The organism is Dongia soli (assembly GCF_034044715.1).
GTDB classification, from domain to species: Bacteria; Pseudomonadota; Alphaproteobacteria; order Dongiales; family Dongiaceae; genus Dongia_B; species Dongia_B soli.
This window is the reverse complement of sequence record NZ_JAXCLW010000003.1, coordinates 420,643-438,872: the sequence shown is the minus strand read 5'-3', so window position 1 is coordinate 438,872 and position 18,230 is coordinate 420,643. Positions and strand designations below refer to the sequence as shown.

General features: G+C 60.6%; 16 protein-coding genes. 8 read left to right on the top strand and 8 right to left on the bottom strand.

Annotated elements, in window-relative coordinates:
- The first annotated feature begins 259 nt into the window (after nucleotides 1-259).
- From SMD27_RS14160 to SMD27_RS14150, 3 genes are all read left to right on the top strand, one after another.
- Nucleotides 260-1,924 (top strand): MFS transporter, encoded by a 1,665-nt coding sequence (locus SMD27_RS14160; RefSeq protein WP_320509053.1) that lies wholly within the window; start codon nucleotides 260-262, stop codon nucleotides 1,922-1,924.
- A gap of 149 nt (nucleotides 1,925-2,073) precedes the next feature.
- A complete protein-coding gene (ettA, locus tag SMD27_RS14155) occupies nucleotides 2,074-3,750 on the top strand; it encodes an energy-dependent translational throttle protein EttA (RefSeq protein ID WP_320509052.1) in 1,677 nt (558 codons plus the stop codon).
- A 65-nt stretch (nucleotides 3,751-3,815) separates the two neighbouring features.
- Nucleotides 3,816-5,303, top strand: a complete 1,488-nt coding sequence (locus SMD27_RS14150; RefSeq protein WP_320509051.1) for an FAD-dependent monooxygenase — start codon at nucleotides 3,816-3,818, stop codon at nucleotides 5,301-5,303.
- Here the strand turns inward: SMD27_RS14150 and SMD27_RS14145 are convergent.
- The 6 genes from SMD27_RS14145 to SMD27_RS14120 all read right to left on the bottom strand — a co-directional run bounded on the left by SMD27_RS14145 (nucleotide 5,300) and on the right by SMD27_RS14120 (nucleotide 11,085).
- Nucleotides 5,300-7,366, bottom strand: coding sequence for an ASKHA domain-containing protein (locus SMD27_RS14145; protein ID WP_320509050.1), 2,067 nt, complete (start codon nucleotides 7,364-7,366; stop codon nucleotides 5,300-5,302). The two genes, SMD27_RS14150 and SMD27_RS14145, sit on opposite strands and share 4 nt — an antisense overlap.
- 154 nt (nucleotides 7,367-7,520) lie before the next feature.
- Nucleotides 7,521-8,471: a methyltetrahydrofolate cobalamin methyltransferase gene (locus SMD27_RS14140; protein ID WP_320509049.1), complete on the bottom strand. Its 951-nt coding sequence runs from the start codon at nucleotides 8,469-8,471 to the stop codon at nucleotides 7,521-7,523.
- A 44-nt stretch (nucleotides 8,472-8,515) separates the two neighbouring features.
- A complete protein-coding gene (locus tag SMD27_RS14135) occupies nucleotides 8,516-9,562 on the bottom strand; it encodes a methylenetetrahydrofolate reductase (protein WP_320509048.1) in 1,047 nt (348 codons plus the stop codon).
- Nucleotides 9,559-10,125 carry a methylenetetrahydrofolate reductase C-terminal domain-containing protein gene (locus SMD27_RS14130; RefSeq protein ID WP_320509047.1) on the bottom strand — a complete coding sequence of 189 codons (567 nt, stop codon included), beginning with the start codon at nucleotides 10,123-10,125 and terminating at the stop codon, nucleotides 9,559-9,561. The genes SMD27_RS14135 and SMD27_RS14130 overlap by 4 nt, the downstream gene beginning before the upstream one ends.
- A 5-nt stretch (nucleotides 10,126-10,130) precedes the next feature.
- A complete protein-coding gene (locus tag SMD27_RS14125) occupies nucleotides 10,131-10,445 on the bottom strand; it encodes a virulence factor (RefSeq protein WP_320509046.1) in 315 nt (104 codons plus the stop codon).
- Between the two features lie 34 nt (nucleotides 10,446-10,479).
- Entirely contained in the window at nucleotides 10,480-11,085 is a 606-nt protein-coding gene (locus SMD27_RS14120) for a DUF1638 domain-containing protein (protein WP_320509045.1), read from the bottom strand.
- Nucleotides 11,086-11,417: 332 nt separating this feature from the next.
- Here SMD27_RS14120 and SMD27_RS14115 point away from each other — a divergent pair, with 332 nt between their 5' ends.
- Genes SMD27_RS14115 through SMD27_RS14105 form a run of 3 tightly spaced genes read left to right on the top strand, consistent with a single transcriptional unit; the run spans nucleotide 11,418 to nucleotide 13,160 of the window.
- The gene (locus SMD27_RS14115) at nucleotides 11,418-12,110 is read left to right on the top strand and encodes a sulfite oxidase-like oxidoreductase (RefSeq protein WP_320509044.1); all 693 of its coding nucleotides are present in this window, start codon (nucleotides 11,418-11,420) and stop codon (nucleotides 12,108-12,110) included.
- Entirely contained in the window at nucleotides 12,100-12,669 is a 570-nt protein-coding gene (locus SMD27_RS14110) for a glutathione peroxidase (RefSeq protein ID WP_320509043.1), read from the top strand. Before SMD27_RS14115 ends, SMD27_RS14110 begins: the two co-directional genes overlap by 11 nt.
- A 17-nt stretch (nucleotides 12,670-12,686) precedes the next feature.
- Nucleotides 12,687-13,160, top strand: a complete 474-nt coding sequence (locus tag SMD27_RS14105; RefSeq protein ID WP_320509042.1) for a tetratricopeptide repeat protein — start codon at nucleotides 12,687-12,689, stop codon at nucleotides 13,158-13,160.
- 8 nt (nucleotides 13,161-13,168) lie between these two features.
- On the opposite strand, the gene SMD27_RS14100 is transcribed toward SMD27_RS14105, so the two are convergent.
- Entirely contained in the window at nucleotides 13,169-14,902 is a 1,734-nt protein-coding gene (locus tag SMD27_RS14100; protein ID WP_320509041.1) for an adenylate/guanylate cyclase domain-containing protein, read from the bottom strand.
- 127 nt (nucleotides 14,903-15,029) lie between these two features.
- On the opposite strand from SMD27_RS14100, the gene SMD27_RS14095 reads away from it, so the two are divergent.
- On the top strand, nucleotides 15,030-15,296 hold the full coding sequence (locus SMD27_RS14095; protein WP_320509040.1) for a DUF1289 domain-containing protein: 267 nt from the start codon (nucleotides 15,030-15,032) through the stop codon (nucleotides 15,294-15,296).
- A gap of 68 nt (nucleotides 15,297-15,364) precedes the next feature.
- On the opposite strand, the gene tldD is transcribed toward SMD27_RS14095, so the two are convergent.
- Nucleotides 15,365-16,798, bottom strand: coding sequence for a metalloprotease TldD (gene tldD / locus SMD27_RS14090; protein ID WP_320509039.1), 1,434 nt, complete (start codon nucleotides 16,796-16,798; stop codon nucleotides 15,365-15,367).
- A 544-nt stretch (nucleotides 16,799-17,342) separates the two neighbouring features.
- Here tldD and coxB point away from each other — a divergent pair.
- A complete protein-coding gene (gene coxB, locus SMD27_RS14085; RefSeq protein ID WP_320509038.1) occupies nucleotides 17,343-18,227 on the top strand; it encodes a cytochrome c oxidase subunit II in 885 nt (294 codons plus the stop codon).
- Nucleotides 18,228-18,230: the final 3 nt, after the last annotated feature.

The window sequence follows — 18,230 nt, the reverse complement described above, 5'->3', positions numbered from 1 at the left end:
GTGATGTAAAGCACAATTTAAGGTCGCATTTCCGGGCCTTCATTGGCGCGTTCCGATGGCGCATGGCGATCACCTCCACTGGCATATTTTCCTGCGACAGTTTGCCGCGGAAATAGCAAGATGATAGCTTACTTGCGGTGTGGAGAGGGGAGAAGCCGGTCGATTCGACCGACACGAACGGGCAGGACCGACCGGTCGTCGGTAATGGCTCCGCAAAGGAGCGGCCCATCGATGCGTCAAATTTAATCGGGAGGTACTCTTGGCCAATGCAAGCTTAGCGGCAATTCGCGAACCGACCAAAAGCGAGCTGCGAACCGTGGTGTTCGCGTCTTCACTGGGGACAGTATTCGAATGGTATGACTTCTATCTCTTCGGCTCCCTGGCAACCATCATCAACAAGCAGTTCTTCTCCGCGGTCAATCCGACAGCTGGCTTCATCTTTACCCTATTAGCTTTCGCGGCCGGCTTTGCCGTACGTCCATTCGGCGCACTCGTCTTCGGTCGGCTCGGCGATCTCGTCGGCCGTAAATACACCTTCCTCATCACCATCCTGATCATGGGCCTGTCGACCTTCCTCATCGGCTTGCTCCCCAACTATGCCAGCATCGGCATCCTGGCGCCGGTCATCCTGATCGGTCTCCGCCTCCTGCAGGGCCTGGCCCTCGGCGGCGAATATGGCGGTGCGGCAACCTATGTGGCCGAGCATGCACCGCACGGCAAACGCGGCTATCACACAAGCTGGATTCAGACCACGGCCACAGTGGGCCTGTTCCTGTCGCTGATCGTGATCCTGATCGTGCGGACCTCGATGGGCGAAGAAGCCTTTGGCGCCTGGGGCTGGCGCATCCCGTTCCTGGTCTCGGTGCTCCTCTTGGCGATCTCGGTCTGGATCCGGATGCGGCTAAGTGAATCGCCGACCTTCCGGCGCATGAAGGCCGAGGGCAAAGGCTCCTCTGCGCCTCTTACGGAATCCTTTGCGCGCTGGGACAATCTGAAGATTGTCTTGCTGGCGCTGTTCGGCCTGACCATGGGACAAGCAGTCGTCTGGTATACGGGGCAGTTCTATGCGCTGTTCTTCCTGACCCAGACGCTGAAGGTCGATGCGGCAACGGCGAATATCCTGATCGCTGTCGCTTTGCTCATCGGTACGCCATTCTTCCTGGTCTTCGGCTGGCTCAGCGACCGGATCGGCCGCAAACGCATCATTATGGCGGGCTGCCTCTTGGCGGCGGTGACGTATTTCCCGATCTTCAAAGGGATTACCCACTTCACCAACCCGGCCTTGGAAGCGGCCCTCGCGAACGCACCGGTAACAGTGGTGGCCGATCCGGCGACCTGCTCGTTCCAGTTCAATCCGGTGGGGACTTCGAAATTCCTCACCTCCTGCGATATCGCCAAAAGCTTCCTGGCGAAAGCTTCCGTGAACTACGGGAACGAGGCCGCGCCGGCTGGCACGGTAGCGAGCGTTAGAATCGGTGACAAAGTCGTTCAGAGCTTCGAGGGCGAAGGCCTGCCGAAAGAGGATCTGGCGGCCAAGACCAAAGCTTTCACCGTGGAAATGACCGCCTCGATCCAGGCCGCCGGCTACCCCGAAAAGGCCGATCCCGACCAGATTAATTACGTCGTGACGACGTTGCTGCTCGTGATTCTGGTGCTCTATGTCACCATGGTCTACGGTCCGATCGCCGCGATGCTGGTGGAATTGTTCCCCACGCGGATCCGCTACACATCCATGTCGCTGCCTTATCACATCGGCAATGGCTGGTTCGGCGGCTTCCTGCCGGCAATCTCCTTCGCTCTGGTCGCGGCGAGAGGCAATATTTATTACGGCCTCTGGTATCCGATCATCATCGCCGTGATCACCTTCATCGTGGGGGTCGTCTTCATCCGCGAGACCAAGGACCATCGGATCGACGTCTGGTAACAAACGGCGTCAGCGGATTGTCAGAAGGCCCGTTCGGCTTGCCGGACGGGCCTTTCCCTTCGAAAGTGCCGGCAATCGGGGCTTTTCCTGCGGCCTGCCCTGGGCTAAAAACCTCAGCAATCCCCTAAATCAGGAAGTTGGAGTGCCAGATGGCCGCGTATCAGTACATCTATGTCATGAAAGGCCTGACCAAGGTTTATCCGGGCGGCCGCAAGGTGCTGGATAATATTTGGCTGAGCTTCCTGCCCGGCGCGAAGATTGGCGTGCTGGGCGGCAACGGTGCCGGTAAGTCCACGCTGATGAAGATCATGGCCGGCATCGACAAGGATTTCAGCGGCGAGGCCTGGGCGGCGGAAGGCGCCAGCGTCGGCTATCTGCCGCAGGAGCCGCAGCTCGATCCGGACAAGGATGTGCTGGGCAATGTCATGGAAGGCGTCGGCCCGACCAAGGCGCTGCTGGAAGAATTCGAACAGGTCTCGCTCGCCATGGGCGATGAGAATGCCGATTTCGATGTCTTGCTGTCGCGCCAGGCGGAGCTGCAGGAGAAGATCGATGCCGCCGATGCCTGGGATTTGCAGCGCAAGGTCGAGATCGCGATGGATGCCCTGCGCTGCCCGCCGGGTGATGCAGATGTGACGAAGCTCAGCGGCGGTGAAAAGCGCCGGGTGGCACTCTGCCGCCTGCTGCTTTCCAATCCGGATATGCTGCTGCTCGACGAACCGACCAACCATCTCGATGCTGAATCCGTGGCCTGGCTGGAGCGCTTCCTGGAGGATTACAAAGGCACCGTCGTTGCGGTCACGCATGACCGCTACTTCCTCGACAATGTTGCCGGCTGGATTCTGGAACTGGATCGCGGCCAAGGCTTCCCCTTCGAAGGCAATTACTCCGGTTGGCTCGAACAGAAGCAGAAGCGGCTCGAACAGGAAGAGAAGACTGAGACCGCGCGGCAGAAATCGCTGGAGCGCGAATTGGACTGGATCCGGCAATCGCCCAAGGCGCGCCAAGCCAAGTCCAAGGCCCGTATCAGTGCGTATGAAAGCCTGCTGGCGCAGAGCAATGAAAAGACGATGGGTACTGCCCAGATCACCATTCCCGCCGGTCCCCGTCTTGGCAATGTGGTGATCGAGGCGGAGAACCTGAACAAGGGCTTCGGCGACCGCCTCCTGATCGAAGATCTTTCCTTCCGCCTGCCGCCCGGCGGCATTGTCGGCGTCATCGGTCCGAACGGTGCCGGCAAGACAACCTTGTTCCGCATGATCACCGGCCAGGAACAGCCGGATTCAGGCACGTTCAAGGTTGGCGATACGGTGGTGCTCGGCTATGTCGATCAGTCGCGCGACAGCCTCGATGCCAACAAGACGGTGTGGCAGGAAATCTCCGACGGCCTCGATGAAATCGAGCTTGGCAAGACCAAGATGCCGAGCCGCGCCTATGTCGGCAATTTCAACTTCAAGGGCGCCGACCAGCAGAAGAAGGTCGGCCTGCTCTCGGGCGGTGAACGCAACCGGGTGCATCTTGCCAAGATGCTAAAATCCGGCGCCAATGTCCTGCTGCTCGACGAGCCGACCAATGATCTCGACGTCGATACATTGCGGGCCTTGGAAGAGGCACTGGACAACTTCGCCGGTTGCGCCGTCATCATCAGCCACGACCGCTGGTTTCTCGATCGTATCGCGACCCATATCCTGGCCTTCGAGGGCGATAGCCATGTCGAATGGTTCGAAGGCAATTACCAGGATTATGAAGCCGACAAGCATCGTCGCCTCGGCACCGATGCCGATCAGCCGCACCGCATCAAATACAAGCCGCTGGTGCGGGCGTAATCACACCTTCAACGACCCCTCCTCAGCTCTTGAGGAGGGGACACCCTCCGGGACAGAGCATGAGGATGCGGCCGCAGGTTCTCGTCGTTGGCGCCGGTCCGGTCGGTCTCACCATGGCGGCGGAACTGGCGCGGTATGGCGTCGGTCTCCGCATCATCGATAAGGCGCCGCAGCCGACGGACAAGTCGAAGGCCGTGGTGGTCTGGAGCCGAACGCTCGAGATGCTCGATGGCATGGGTTGTGCCGAGAGCTTCATTCAGGCCGGCATCGCCGCGAGAGCAGCGCATCTGATCGATGCTACTGAACAAGCGGTTCAGGTCGATTTCTCGCTGCTGGCCAGTCCGTTTCCCTATGCTTTGATGTTGCCGCAGAGCGAGACGGAACGCTTGCTGCGAGAACATCTAGATACCTTCGGTGTTCAGATCGAGCGACCGACCGAGCTGCTCTCGCTGCAACAGAATGAAGGCAGCGTTGACGTCACCTTGCGGCATGGCGATGGCAATCAGGAAAAGTTCCCGGTGGATTGGGTGATCGGCTGTGACGGTACACGCAGCACCGTGCGAGATCTCATCGGTCAGTCCTTCGGTGGTCGAAGCTTCCCCACCGAATGGTTGATGGCGGATCTTCGTTTGACGGGCTTGCGCACACCTTCCGGCGAACCGGCGCTCTATTTCCACAGCGATGGCATTCTTGCGCTGTTTCCCATTGGTCCCGACAATCTGTTTCGCCTCGCCGCCAATCTTGGCTCAGTGGTTGAAGAGCGACAGGGCGACAACATGACCTTGGCCCAGATACAGGAATTGATCGAACGCCGTGGCCCCAACGGACTCAAGGCGACCACCGCCTATTGGCACGGCACATTCCAGGTCCATGAACGGCAGGTGCGCAGCTATCGCAGCAAGCGCGTATTTCTTGCCGGAGATGCCGCCCATGTTCACAGCCCCGCCGGTGGACAGGGAATGAATACCGGCATGCAGGATGCCGCGAACTTGGCCTGGAAGCTGGCGATGATCTGCCGCGGCGACGCCGATAGCAGATTGTTGCTGGAGAGCTATCACCCGGAGCGCAGCGATGTCGGCGAGCGCACGCTGCGGGTGGCGGGCCGCATGACCTGGCTCGGCCTGCTACGCCATCCCGTCGCGCAATTCCTCCGTAACCGCATCGCGTCGGCGATCATGGAACGACGACTGGTCCAACGCTTTCTGGCGCGGCAATTGGCGGGTCTGACGGTACGATATCGCCGCAGCCCACTGAATGGATATGGGTTGAACGGTTCGGCACAGGAGCCGAAAGTCGGATATCGCTATCCGGCCTGGAGCAGTACAACGATCAAGCGGCAGCCACGCTTCCATCTTGCCGGACGGATCGCGCCAATGGCGATGACGCGGCTTGCCGAACGCTTTCCGACCTTGCTGCATCCTGATGTCATCGCATCAGCAGAAAACGGGTTATGGCTGCTGCGGCCCGATGGCTATGTGGCGGTGGCTGCGGCCGAAGGCGATATTATCGCCATCGAACGCTATCTCACCGCCCTGCAGCCTAAAGCGGCTTAGCCGCGCCGCCGCCGCCGGCGACCGCCGGTCTCGTCGTCGCCGCCCATCGCCGCCACTTTCGGTTCCGGCAGATTGACCGCCTTGGCGAGATGCGGATAGGGCGCCGTCTTGTGGGGCAGGGCCATGGCGCCGACGAAATGCTCCTGGAATTTCGGCTCGACGGCGGTTTCGACTTTCTCGACCTGCTTCACCACCCGGGCGATTTCGTCGCGGGCGGAGCGGTTCAGCAAGGCGATGCGGGCGCCGGTGCCGGCGGCATTGCCGGCGCTGGTCACCTTGGCGAGATCGCAATCGGGGATCATGCCGAGCACCATGGCGTATTTGACGTCGATATGGCTGCCGAAGGCGCCGGCCAGCGTGATGCGGTCGACCCTGTCGATGCCCATGCGGTCCATGAGCAGGCGAGCGCCGGCATAAAGCGCCGCCTTGGCCAGCTGGATGGCGCGCACGTCGTTTTGGGTGATCTTGAGCTGCGGCGAACCGTCATGCAGCAAATAGGAGAAGGTACGGCCATCGGCTTCGATGCGGGGCGAGGTCGCAGCCATCGCGCCGTCAATGACGCCGTCCTGGGTGATGACACCGGCGAGGAACATTTCCGCGAGGCATTCGATGATGCCGGAACCGCAAATGCCGGTAACGCCGATCGCATCGGTTTCCTTGGCAAAATCCGGGTGATCCGACCAGAGGTCGCAGCCGATCACCTTGAAGCGCGGTTCGAGGGTATTGCGGTCGATCCGCACCCGTTCGATGGCACCCGGCGCGGCACGCTGGCCACAGGAAATCTGCGCCCCTTCGAAAGCCGGACCGGTCGGCGAGGAGGCGGCCAGCAGCCGGTTCTTGTCGCCCAGCACGATTTCCGCATTGGTGCCGACATCGACAATCAACGTCATCTCATCTGATTCATGCGGCGTCTCGCTGAGAATGACGCCGGCCGTATCGGCGCCGACATGGCCGGCGATGCAGGGCAACACATAGATACGGGCGTTGGGATGGACCTTGAGGTCGATCTCGGTCGCCCAGAACATCGTCGGCCCGTCGGTCGCCAGTGCAAAGGGCGCGCCACCAAGCTCGATGGGATTAATGCCGAGCAGCAAATGATGCATGATCGGATTGCCGACGAAGGTGCATTCGAGAATGTCGCGCACCGTGCATTTGGCTTCCTTGGCGACTGCTTCGCAAAGATCGTTGAGAGCTTCGCGAACTGCCTTGGTCATCTCCTGTTCACCGCCCGGATTCATCATCACATAGGAGACGCGGCTCATCAGGTCCTCGCCGAAGCGGATCTGCGGATTCATCAGGCCCGAAGAGGCGACAACCTCGCCGGTGGAAAGATCGCAGAGATGGCCGGCGATGGTCGTCGAGCCGATATCGACGGCGAGGCCATAGGCCTTGTCATGGAAGCCCGGCCAGACGGCGGTGATCTGCTTGCCCATATGCACGGCGACGGTGACTTTCCAGCCGCCCTTGCGCAAAGCTTCCTGCAATCCCTGGATGACCCGCAGATCAGTATCGAGCTTCGGCAGATTCCATTGTTCCGTCAGGGCCTTTTCCAAGCGCTGCAGATCCCCGGTCGGATCGTGCATGTCGGGTTCGTGCACCTCGACATAATAGAGCCGCACCACCGGATCCAAGGTGATGTCGCGCATCTCGGCGCGCTTGCGAACAACCTGCTTGTGAACCTGGCTGTCGGCCGGCACGTCGATGACGAGATCGCCGAGCAGATGGGCCTGGCAGGAAAGCCGGCGGCCCGGCTTCATGCCGCGCTTGTCGCCGTAACGCTGTTCGACAGCGCTGAAATCACTGAGATGGTCGCCTTTCGAGGTGACGCCGAGCTTGGCGAATTCACCTTCCGAGACAACGACCTGACAGCGCCCGCAAATGCCGCGACCGCCGCAAACGGAATCGATATCGACACCGAGCTGCCGGGCCGCCTGGAGCACCGGCGTGCCGAGCGGAAAGCGGCCGCGTCGACCCGAGGGCATGAAGACCAGCAAGGCATCTTCGCCGCCATTGCCGCCATTGCCGTTGGGGTGTGTCGTCTCGGTCGTCACTGTCTCGTCCACGATCTGCTCTCGCATCTACGCTGTGAAGGCTTATCCGCCTGCCGCCAGAATGGCAGCACCCGCCGATCGGCGGGCTGGGTGGTCGGGGGGTTGTGTGGTCGGGCAATCTAAACCCTCTCCCGGCGTTCCGGGAGAGGGTAGTTGTCGGTCCTGTTTAGACGCTGACGGTTTCACTGCCGGCTGCGCCGCCGCCAGCCGCACCGCCGCCACGACGACGGCCTTCACGGCGGCCACGGCCACCGGCCGCTTCACCTTCCGGCGCCGGCTCACGGAAACGCTTGATCCAATAGGCGCAATGGGCGTCATGGCCCATCATGACATCGGCACCCCAAATACCGGTCATCTCTTCCATATGCAGCGGGTTCATGATGGCGCTGGTCATGCCTGCGCCGATCGCCATGGAAAGGAACGCCTGGTTGAGGCCGTGGCGGTTGGGCAGGCCGAAGCTGATATTCGACGCGCCGCAAGTGGTGTTGACCTTCAGCTCCTCGCGCAGGCGGCGGATCAGGCTGAAGGCGGCCCGGCCGGCCTGGCCGAGCGCGCCGACCGGCATGACCAGCGGATCGACCACGATATCGGAATGATGGATGCCGTAATCGGCGGCGCGGTGAACGATCTTCTTTGCCACTTCGAAGCGCACATCGGGGTCTTCCGAAATGCCGGTCTCGTCATTGGAGATGGCGACGACGGCGGCACCATATTTCTTCACCAACGGCAGCACGACTTCCAGGCGCTCCTCTTCGCCGGTCACGGAATTGACCAGAGCCTTGCCCTTGTAGACAGCAAGGCCGGCTTCCAGCGCGGCAACGATCGAGCTGTCGATCGAGAGCGGCGTATCGGTCAGGGACTGCACCAGCTGGATTGCCTCGGCCAGGATCTTCGGCTCGTCGGCGAGGGGGATGCCAGCATTGACGTCGAGCATATGCGCGCCGGCCTCGACCTGGGCCAGGGCGTCGGCCTTGACGCGGCTATAGTCGCCCGCCGCCATTTCCGCAGCCAGCAATTTGCGGCCGGTCGGATTGATGCGCTCGCCGATGACGCAGAAGGGGCGATCGAAGCCGATCACGACTTCCTTGGTGGCCGAGCTGACGACGGTATCGGTCATGGGTCTTCCTTTCAGACGAAATAACGTGGTGTTTCTGTAACGGTTTAAGCGGCCGTAATGGACTCGTTTGCAGCCCCAGCCGGCTCGGTCTCCGGAGCCGGGCGCGGCGCACGGCGCGGCTGGCGATTCTTCATGATGCCCGAGGCCTGGATGATCTCGCTGACATATTCTTCCAGGCGGTAGGCCATGACATGTACGCCGGCAACGCCTTCGATCTCACTGATTTCCTGGATGAGGTCGATGCAAAGCTGCTTGCCTTCAGCCTTCTGATCCTTGGCCTTCTCGATCCGCTCGATCACGGCATCGGGAATATGTACGCCCGGCACATTGCTGCGCATCCAGCGCGCGGTCTTGGCCGATGGCAGCGGACCGACCCCGACCAGGAAAAATGCCTTTTCATGCAGCCCCTGTTCGCGAACCTGGGCCATGAAGCTCTTCAGCAACGGCACGTCGTAGCAATACTGGGTCTGGATGAACTGCGCCCCGGCATTAATCTTCTTGGCGATATGAACGCCGCGATATTCATAAGGCGGTGCGAAGGGATTGGCGGCGGCGCCCAGGAAGACGCGGGGCGGCGTGGTAAGCTTCCGGCCCGACAGGAACTGCCCCTTGTCGCGCATACCGCGAATGCATTCCAGCAGCGAGGTCGAATCGAAGTCGAAGACGGGCTTGGCCTGCGGCTGGTCGCCGGCCTGCACGCCGTCGCCGGTCAGGCAGAGGATGTTCTGCACGCCCATGGCGGAGGCGCCGAGCACGTCGCCTTGGATCGCGATGCGATTCCGGTCGCGGCAGGAGATCTGCATGATCACGGCATAGCCGGCGCGGGTCAGCAGCGAGCAGATGCCGACGGAGGACATATGCACATTGGCGCCCGAAGCGTCGGTCGCATTGATCGCGTCGCAGACCTCCGACAGCACCAAGGCGCGCTCATAGACGTCACGCGGGTCGGCGGAATCGGGCGGGTTGAGTTCGGCCGTGACGGCAAAGCGGCCGGAGCGCAATACACGTTCCAAGCGACCCTGGGAAGAATGACCGGGCTTATGCGGCAGCGGTGCGCCGGGATCCCAATGCGGCGGCAAATCCTGGTTCATGCCGCTTTCCCTTCAGTCTTCGCGGTCTCGGATGAAGCGGCCGGCGCTGCCGGTTTGGCAGCGGGCTTCTTCGGCGGCTTCGGCGCAAATTCACCAATCTGCTTGGTCATGCGGATGACGCGCAGCCAGGAGGACTTGCCCTTGATGCTGTTGTCGACCGGCTTCTGCACATCGACGATGGCATCGGCGCCGGCCTTCACGGGCCGGCCGGCCGCCATGCGCTCAGCGCCGGCCCAGGCCTGCACCCAGACGCATTTCATTTCCGGCTTCACTTCGCAATGACCATTGGGGCGGACACCGCCGCAGGGCCCGTTGCGCAGATTCTTCGGGCAGTTCATCGGGCAGGACATGCCGGTGGAGGACAGCGCGCATTGACCGCACATCTGACAATCGAAGAGGAAGCCTTTCACCGCCTTTTCAGTCACTTCGAAGGGTTTCTCGAGCTTGTCGTAGCCGATCTTGTTCCACAGCGGATGAAGCGCGATCAGCGCCTTCTCGAAGGTCTTGTAAAACAGGTTCAGGCCCCGCGCGTGGCGCACCGACCAGAGACGAACGGCATACATGGCGCTTAACCCTCGGCCTTGGCGGCATCGAGGCCGCCAGCTTCGACAAGAACCTTCAACCGGTCATCCGGATAGGCCGCTTCCAGTTCCGCGGCCTTCTTATCGGCCTCGGCTTGAAGGTCGTCGCTGACATCCACCGGCGTGCCGCGACGCCATTCCGCCAGATACGAATCTGTATCCCGCAGATGGGCACGCATGGCCGCACGATCGATCGCTTTCTCGAAGCGCTCGGTCAATTGGATCTTGGCCGTGTCGCGACCTTTCTTGACGATGACCTGGGCGGGTATGTCCCGCCAATAAACGATGGTCAAACTCGCCATAATTCTCCCTCTCATCCCTCTTGCCGCGGTCCGCTTAATTGCTGGCCTTCGCCGCCATGAATGTCGCCAAGTCCCCATAGCCGGTCCGGCGGTGCATGAATTCCAGCCCCAACCGTTCAGCGGCAACCTTGGCCTTCTCCAGCAAGCGCGGATCATCAATCTGCGCCAGATAGACCAGCCGCCGGTAATTGCCGAAATAGGCATCGCGCAATTCCGGATGGCGGTCCAGCGCCAATCCCTGCCAGATCAGCCGATCAAAATGGCGGACCATGTAATCCGTCAGGAAGAACGAGCCCGGCTCGTCATCCATCAGCTTGTTGAAATCGACACTGCCCGTGAAGAACTCGTAACAATGCGGTCCATCGATCCGCTCGACACCTTCTTCGGCCAGTACCTTGTCCAATTCGCCGCCGGTGCCGCAATCCCCATATAGCACGAAAATGCGGCCGAACTTCCGTTTGCCGGCCTGGATCTTGGCCTTCACCCCTGCCGGGATCCGGCTCGGATAATTGTGCCAGATGGCCGGCAGGCAGGTCACCTCGACTGTATCATCCCAGCCATAGGCCTTCTTCAGGGCGACAATTTCCCTGGCGAGTGCCCCGCAGGCAATGAACAATGTGCGATCTGCTGTTTCGGCCATGATCCGATCCCGACCCGCAATATGAAGGTCGATGTCATCTAAATGGGATTACTAGGCTTCAGCCGACAGGCCGGCTGCTATTGCCGCGACTGAGGATCGCCGAAAAACGACGCGATAAAACGTCGCAAATGCGCGGGTTTTGACGGCCAGGCGTCAGAAAGGAGATTGTGAACAGGATCGGCCTGAAAAAGGGCCATTTTACCTGATTTTACGTATTATCGTTTACACGTATTTCCGCAGCTCGCGGAACGACGCGTTCTTCGCCGAGACGACGCGTCGGGCTAAAGCGTAGTGTTCCATGGAATACGAACAGCGACCGCGGAGTCTTCTTAGTGACAGTTTCGAATGACGGGGAATCCGGATTGGAAAATCAGGACGAGCAAGGGAAGCGCGACAAGCTGATCCGGCGCAAACAGGAATGGGCGGCAGAAGGCCGACTGCTGACTGGGAACAATGGCAATCGAGAAACCGATCGCCTGCCGCCGGGCCAACGCCTGGTGCAGAACTGGCCGGTGCTGGACCTTGGCGTTCATCCGGACATACCGCGCGACAAATGGCGACTCTGGATCGATGGCGCCGTTGCCAACCCGCAGAAGCTGGACTGGGCCGGGTTCCAGGCCCTACCGCAATCGCAATCGGTCAGCGACATTCATTGCGTCACGGCCTGGTCACGTTACGATAATCGCTGGCGCGGTGTTCTTGTGCGCGACTTGCTGGATCTCGTGAAACCGCGGCCGGATGCTCAACATGTCATCCTGCACAGCTATGATACCTACACCACCAACATACCCTTGGCGGAATTCGCCGATGAGGATGTGCTGCTGGCCACCCATTGGCAGGACGAGGAATTGACCCTGGAACATGGCGGACCGCTGCGGCTCATCCTGCCGAAACTGTATTTCTGGAAAAGCGCCAAATGGCTGAAGCGAATTGAATTCGCTGTTTTTGATAAGCCAGGTTTCTGGGAATTACGCGGCTACCACAATCACGGCGATCCGTGGGAAGAGGAGCGTTATGACGATTAAACATCTCCTTCGAAGCATTCCCCTGGTGCTGGGGCTCGTTTCCACGCAACCCATTCCGCCGGCGGTGGCAGCCATGAACAGCGCTTTCGAGTTCGATTTCAAAGCTCTTAAAGGCGGCGACCTGCCCCTGAAACAGTATGAAGGCAAGGCGATGCTGGTGGTGAATGTCGCTTCGAAATGCGGCTTCACGCCGCAATATGCCGGCCTGGAAAAACTCTGGCAGCAATATCGCGATAAAGGCCTGATTGTTCTCGGCGTGCCGAGCAACGATTTCGGCGGGCAGGAACCGGGCACATCGAGCGAAATCCAGCAGTTCTGCGAACGCAATTACAGCGTCGATTTTCCGATGACGGAAAAGGTCGCTGTCACCGGTTCTGAGGCGCATCCGCTCTATAAGTGGCTGGAAGCGAAGCTCGGCGACGATGGCCGGCCGCGCTGGAACTTCTATAAGTATCTGATCGCGCCGGACGGCCATGTGGTCGGCGGTTTCTCCTCCAAGGTCACGCCCGATGACCCGAAGCTGATCAGCGCCATCGACGCCAATCTGCCAGCACACTGAAGACAAGGATATTGATCATGAAAATGCCATTTCAGCAGGTTATTTTGAGTCTGGCCCTGGTCGCCGCCTTGCCGGTGACGGCGGCTTTCGCCATGGGCAGCGACAGCACCCCATCGAACAGCCAGGCGGATCGCTATAAGCAGGCCAAGGAACTGGTTGACGACAAGGAATATGCCGAAGCTATTCCGCTGCTGCGGAAGACCATCGAGGAGAAAGGACCTTCCGCTGACGCACTCAACCTTCTGGGTTACTCCTATCGCAAATCCGGCAATCAGCAAAAAGGTTTGGACTATTATCTGCAAGCCTTGAAGCTGGAGCCGAACCATCTTGGCGCCAACGAATATCTCGGTGAACTTTATCTCGAGATGAATGACCTGCCGAAAGCGCAAGAGCGTCTGCGGGTGCTGAAAAGCGCCTGTGGCGATTGCGAGGAATATGAAGACCTGGAAGAAGCCGTCGCCGATTATAAGAAGGCGCACGGTCAGTCGTAACGACGACTTCAGGAAGATTCCACTGGGGCAAGGCCGGGCGCAGCGTCCGGCCTTGGCGTTTTACCCTTTAGCCCTTCGGCCTTAAGCGTTCTCGCATCGTCGAAGGCATAAGCCATGACATTTTTACTGCGTCCACGCAAAGGGATGTCGTGCGGTGTCAGATCGTCGAGCCGCAATCCTGCCAAGGCGGCGACCTCCGAAGAGAGCAGGAGCTGGCAATCGAATTCCTTGGTCGCGTTTTCCAGCCGGCTCGCCGTGTTGACCGTATCGCCGATCGCCGTCAGCGCCTGCGCGCCGGCGAAGCCCATTTCGCCGACAATGACCGTGCCCACATGGATCCCGATGCCGATGCGCAAAGGTTGCTTCAGATCTTGGTCGAAGAGAAGATTTAGCTGGTCGAGATTGATCGACATGCGGGCGGCAGCGTCGACGGCCTGCCTGCAGGCTTCCTGGGGTGTTCCGGTCAATCCGAACAGCGCCATGACGCCATCGCCGATGAATTTGTCGACCCGGCCGCCACTGGCATTCACGGCTTCGCCCATCGCACGGAAATAGCGGTTGAGGAGAAACACCACATCATAAGGCAGCCGGTGTTCGGCAAAGCGGGTAAAGCCGCGCAGATCGGCAAAAAGCACGGCGATCTCGCGCTCCTGGCCGTGATGTTGCACGGAATGGCCGAGAGCGGCACGAGGGGCGGCCATCGGCGGCAACAGCGGAGCGACAGCCACCGGTCCGATCGGCCGGGTCTGGCAGGCCAGACGCGTTCCCGGCGCCGCGCCGATCCGTGCCAGCAATTTGCTCTCATCATCATTGGCCGGCGGCAGGTGTTCGGCGCCGCTGATGACCTTGATCCTGCAGGTGGAACAACGGCCGCGGCCGCCGCACACCGCCGCATGGGGCACGCCGCCGATGCGGCTGGCTTCGAGAACGGTGGTGCCGGGCTGAACGGTGACCGTATGGCCGTCGGCATAACGGATCTCAATGGCGCGGCGCCGTCGCAGCCAAATACGTAGCAGGCGGGCGATGAGGACTAATGCCAGCGCGATGACGTAGCCGATCAGCGCCGCATTGAGCCAGGCATATAAGCGGGCGACGCCGGCAGCGTCGGGCAGCTTCGCCGCCGCCAACATGGTGCTGACCCAGCCAGGCGATGAAGCGAGTTCGGCAACGGCGCGTCCGGCGGAAGCGAAACCCAGCAGGCTGAGGATCGGCACGATCAACGCTGCGGCATAGAGCGCATCACGCCACCTTGCATAGCCGTCTTTGAGATGCAGCCAACTGCGCAAGCCGATACAGCCGTGAATCCACGCCACCAGCAATGCTGCTGTCTGCAGCAGGCCGTAATGGGGTTGCGCCACCCAGATCGACCAGACGACATATTCATAATCGGGATCGACACCGAAGGTCAGGTTGGCGACGGCCGTCCCCAACACGTGCAGGGCGAGCAAGGGGGGCAGAGCGAGGCCGAGGGTGAGCTGGAAAAAATCGCCCGGCGGCATCCGCAGATTGCGGCGCAGGAACAGCGCCCGCAAGGCGATCAGCATATGCAGCAGAATGCTGAGATAAAAGGCATAGCGGATTGGCGGGAATTGCCAGAAGGCGATAAAGATATGGCGCCCGGTTTCCAGGGCGGAAAGCGAGATCAGTCCCAACGCGTGATTGAGATCGTGGCTCAAGACATAAGCAAACAGGATGAGTCCGGTGACGAGGCGGGTTGTTCCGATCAATCGCTGCGGCGTCATGGGCACCCGTCTCTATCCGATATCCGCCTGCCTGTTCAGGCCGGCGAGGCTATGATAATAAACCGTTACAGCGACGGAAACAGTCGGATATGGCTTCGGCCAGGTTGAGCGAACAGAGCGGATGACAATGGAAGGCGATGCCGAAAAGCGCGATGCAGCCGAGCCGGCGACCCGGTCGAGAGCAGACCGTGAGAAGCGGCGCGAAGAGCGGCGACGGTTGCTGATGAGCGGCCCGCCATCACCTTGCATCAGTGTTTGCCAGATCGACAACAAGACAGGCTATTGTATCGGCTGTTATCGGACGGTCGATGAAATTCGCGACTGGATCATTTCGACGCCCGATCAACGTCATGCGATCCTGGCGCAGCTTGCCGAGCGCAAGGCCGGCAAATAACGCCCAAAAACGCCAAGCCCTTCCCCGGGCGGGGAAGGGCCGAGGGCGATCAAAACGGTTTGGTCGACTTAGGCGGCGGTGCCGCCGACGGTCAGTCCATCGATACGCAGGGTCGGTTGACCGACGCCGACCGGGACACCCTGGCCTTCCTTGCCGCAGGTGCCGACGCCCGGATCCAGCGCCATGTCATTGCCGATCATGCTGACCTTGGTCAGGACATCCGGTCCATTGCCTATCAAGGTGGCACCTTTCACCGCCGGACCGATCTTGCCGTCTTCGATGAGATAGGCTTCCGAGGCTGAGAAGACGAATTTGCCAGAGGTGATATCGACCTGCCCGCCGCCGAAATTGACGGCATAGAGGCCCTTCTTCACCGATTTGACGATTTCCTCGGGCGCCAGATTACCGCCCAGCATGATGGTATTGGTCATGCGCGGCATCGGGTTGTGCGCGAAGCTCTGGCGCCGGCCGTTGCCGGTCGGCTTCATATTCATGAGCCGCGCATTCTGCCGGTCCTGGAGATAGCCGACCAATTTGCCGTCCTCGATCAAGGTGGTGCACTGGCTTGGCGTACCTTCATCATCGATGCTGAGCGAGCCGCGGCGTTCATGCAGCGTCCCGTCATCGATTACAGTGACACCCTTGGCGGCGACCTGTTGCCCCATCAACCCGGCGAAGGCTGAGGTCTGCTTGCGATTGAAATCGCCTTCCAGGCCGTGGCCAATCGCTTCATGGAGCAGTATGCCTGGCCAGCCGGAGCCGAGGACCACCGGCATTTCGCCCGCCGGGGCGGGGATTGAGGTCAGGTTGACCAAAGCCTGGCGCAACGCCTCATCGACACTGGCCTGCCAATGCTTCGGATCGATCAGGAGATCGTAAGTGAAGCGGCCGCCAGATCCGTGGCTGCCGGTTTCCATGCGGCCGTTCTCTTCCACCATGACCGAAACATTCAGGCGTACCAGCGGGCGGATATCGGCGACACGGTGGCCATCGCCGCGCAGAATCTGCACGGCCTGCCAGACGCCCGAGATCGAGGCCATGACCTGCTTGACCCGCGGATCCTTGGCGCGGGCATAGGCGTCGATCTCGCCCAGCAGGGAAACCTTGCGGCCGAATTCCAAAGCGGCGAGCGGATTTTCATCGCTGTAGAGCGCCCGATTGGTGCCGATCGGCGGCAAAGCCAGCTCGCCACTATGACCGCCGCGCACCGCTTGCACCGTGCGGGTGGCCCGTTCGATCGCCGCGTCACTAAGATCGCTGGCATGGGCATAACCATGCGCTTCGCCGGCCACGGCCCGCAGTCCGAAACCCTGAGTCGTATCAAAGGCCGCAGTTTTCAGCTTGCCATCGTCGTAGCTGAGGCTCTCCGACTGGCTATATTCCAGGAACAGTTCGCCATCTTCGGCGCCGTTCAGAGCCTCGGCGACCCGCGCTTGGGTCCGGGCGAGATCCAGGCCGGCGCGTTCAAAAAACAGGTTATCCGTAATGGCGAGAGAGGACATGGGGCACTCCTGAAGCGGTTAACCACGTAGCGGTCCGGTCGGTCGACCAGGCATTCGATAAAATGCGGGACATCCACAGTAAATATAGGGTCCGCGATCCCGGTGTCAGTAGGCAATCTTCGATATGTCGCCTGGGCCTGCGGAATCTGGGGACGAGCGGATTGTCTGCAGAGGCAAAGACCGCAGCGATTTATGCGGCGGATCGTCGCATTGCTCTATTGTGCCGTTGCCAGCCGCCCGGGCGCGGGCCGGCAAGCCCGCGAAATGCTTGAGATATGTCAAAGGCAGGTGTAGCTTCCCGGTAATTCGGGCCGGGTCGGCTTTCGTCTGCCGTTGCGCGTGCGGAAACGGGCGTGTCGGAGCAGAATGTCGCCAGGCCTCGAACAGATCGGATTTCTTCTGGCCGCCATCTTGCTTTCGGCCCCGCCGGGCTCGTTCCCGGAGAGCTGGCGAGTGTCAACGGCCGGACGCTTGATCCGGGTATGAAGTACAGGCCGATAGGTCGGTTTCCGGATCGGCACAACTAGGGATGGGATGATTGGACATGAGCTTGAAGCAAGGACTCGCCAAGCTGTTTGCCCTGATCGGTACGATGATGCTGGGTTCCGGCGTCGCCGTGGCCGATGAAGTGGTGGGGGCGCCACGACCGAAGCAGCTGGGGTTGCAGGAACCGGCAACCGATTTGATGCGCCAGTTGGAAACGGTGCATAACCACATTCTCATGCCGATCATTACGATCATCACGCTTTTCGTGCTGGTTCTGCTGTTGATCTGCATCTTCCGTTTCAATGAGAAGGCCAATCCGGTTCCGTCCAAGACGACGCACAACACCCTAATCGAAGTGATCTGGACCGTGGCGCCGGCGCTGGTCCTGGTCTTCATCGCCATCTTCTCCTTCCCCCTGCTTTACAAGCAGCTCGATCTGCCGAAGCCGGATCTGACGATCCGCGCGATCGGTCACCAGTGGTATTGGTCCTACGAATATCCTGATAACGGCAATTTCACCTTCGACGCCAATCTGGTGGAAAAGGAACAGCTGCCGGCGGATAAGAAGGATCTCTATCTGCTGCAGGCCGATAACGAGGTCGTTCTGCCAGTTGGCAAGAATGTCCGCGTGCAGATCACCGCGACCGACGTGATCCATTCCTGGACCGTGCCGTCCTTCGGCGTGAAGCATGACGGCGTCCCCGGTCGCGTCAACGAAAGCTGGTTCAATATCGAGAAACCCGGCATCTATTACGGCCAGTGCTCAGAACTCTGCGGCGTGCGCCATGGCTTCATGCCGATCACCGTCCGCGCGGTAACCCAGGAAGAATTCGCCAAGTGGGTCGCCGATGCGCAGAAGAAATTCGCCAAGGTCGACGGCACGCCGCCGGTCACCGATGTTGCGCAGACGGCGCCGGCCGCCGTTGCCAGCACTGCGAACTGATAG

Bases quoted from the DNA above. Each gene is read 5' to 3' on its own strand.
- SMD27_RS14100 (WP_320509041.1), bottom strand. From the start codon at position 14,902: ATGACGCCGCAGCGATTGATCGGAACAACCCGCCTCGTCACCGGACTC.
- tldD (WP_320509039.1), bottom strand. From the start codon at position 16,798: ATGTCCTCTCTCGCCATTACGGATAACCTGTTTTTTGAACGCGCCGGC.
- SMD27_RS14140 (WP_320509049.1), bottom strand. From the start codon at position 8,471: ATGACCGATACCGTCGTCAGCTCGGCCACCAAGGAAGTCGTGATCGGC.
- ettA (WP_320509052.1), top strand. From the start codon at position 2,074: ATGGCCGCGTATCAGTACATCTATGTCATGAAAGGCCTGACCAAGGTT.
- SMD27_RS14105 (WP_320509042.1), top strand. From the start codon at position 12,687: ATGAAAATGCCATTTCAGCAGGTTATTTTGAGTCTGGCCCTGGTCGCC.
- SMD27_RS14095 (WP_320509040.1), top strand. From the start codon at position 15,030: ATGGAAGGCGATGCCGAAAAGCGCGATGCAGCCGAGCCGGCGACCCGG.
- SMD27_RS14125 (WP_320509046.1), bottom strand. From the start codon at position 10,445: ATGGCGAGTTTGACCATCGTTTATTGGCGGGACATACCCGCCCAGGTC.
- SMD27_RS14135 (WP_320509048.1), bottom strand. From the start codon at position 9,562: ATGAACCAGGATTTGCCGCCGCATTGGGATCCCGGCGCACCGCTGCCG.
- SMD27_RS14120 (WP_320509045.1), bottom strand. From the start codon at position 11,085: ATGGCCGAAACAGCAGATCGCACATTGTTCATTGCCTGCGGGGCACTC.
- SMD27_RS14150 (WP_320509051.1), top strand. From the start codon at position 3,816: ATGCGGCCGCAGGTTCTCGTCGTTGGCGCCGGTCCGGTCGGTCTCACC.
- coxB (WP_320509038.1), top strand. From the start codon at position 17,343: ATGAGCTTGAAGCAAGGACTCGCCAAGCTGTTTGCCCTGATCGGTACG.
- SMD27_RS14130 (WP_320509047.1), bottom strand. From the start codon at position 10,125: ATGTATGCCGTTCGTCTCTGGTCGGTGCGCCACGCGCGGGGCCTGAAC.
- SMD27_RS14110 (WP_320509043.1), top strand. From the start codon at position 12,100: ATGACGATTAAACATCTCCTTCGAAGCATTCCCCTGGTGCTGGGGCTC.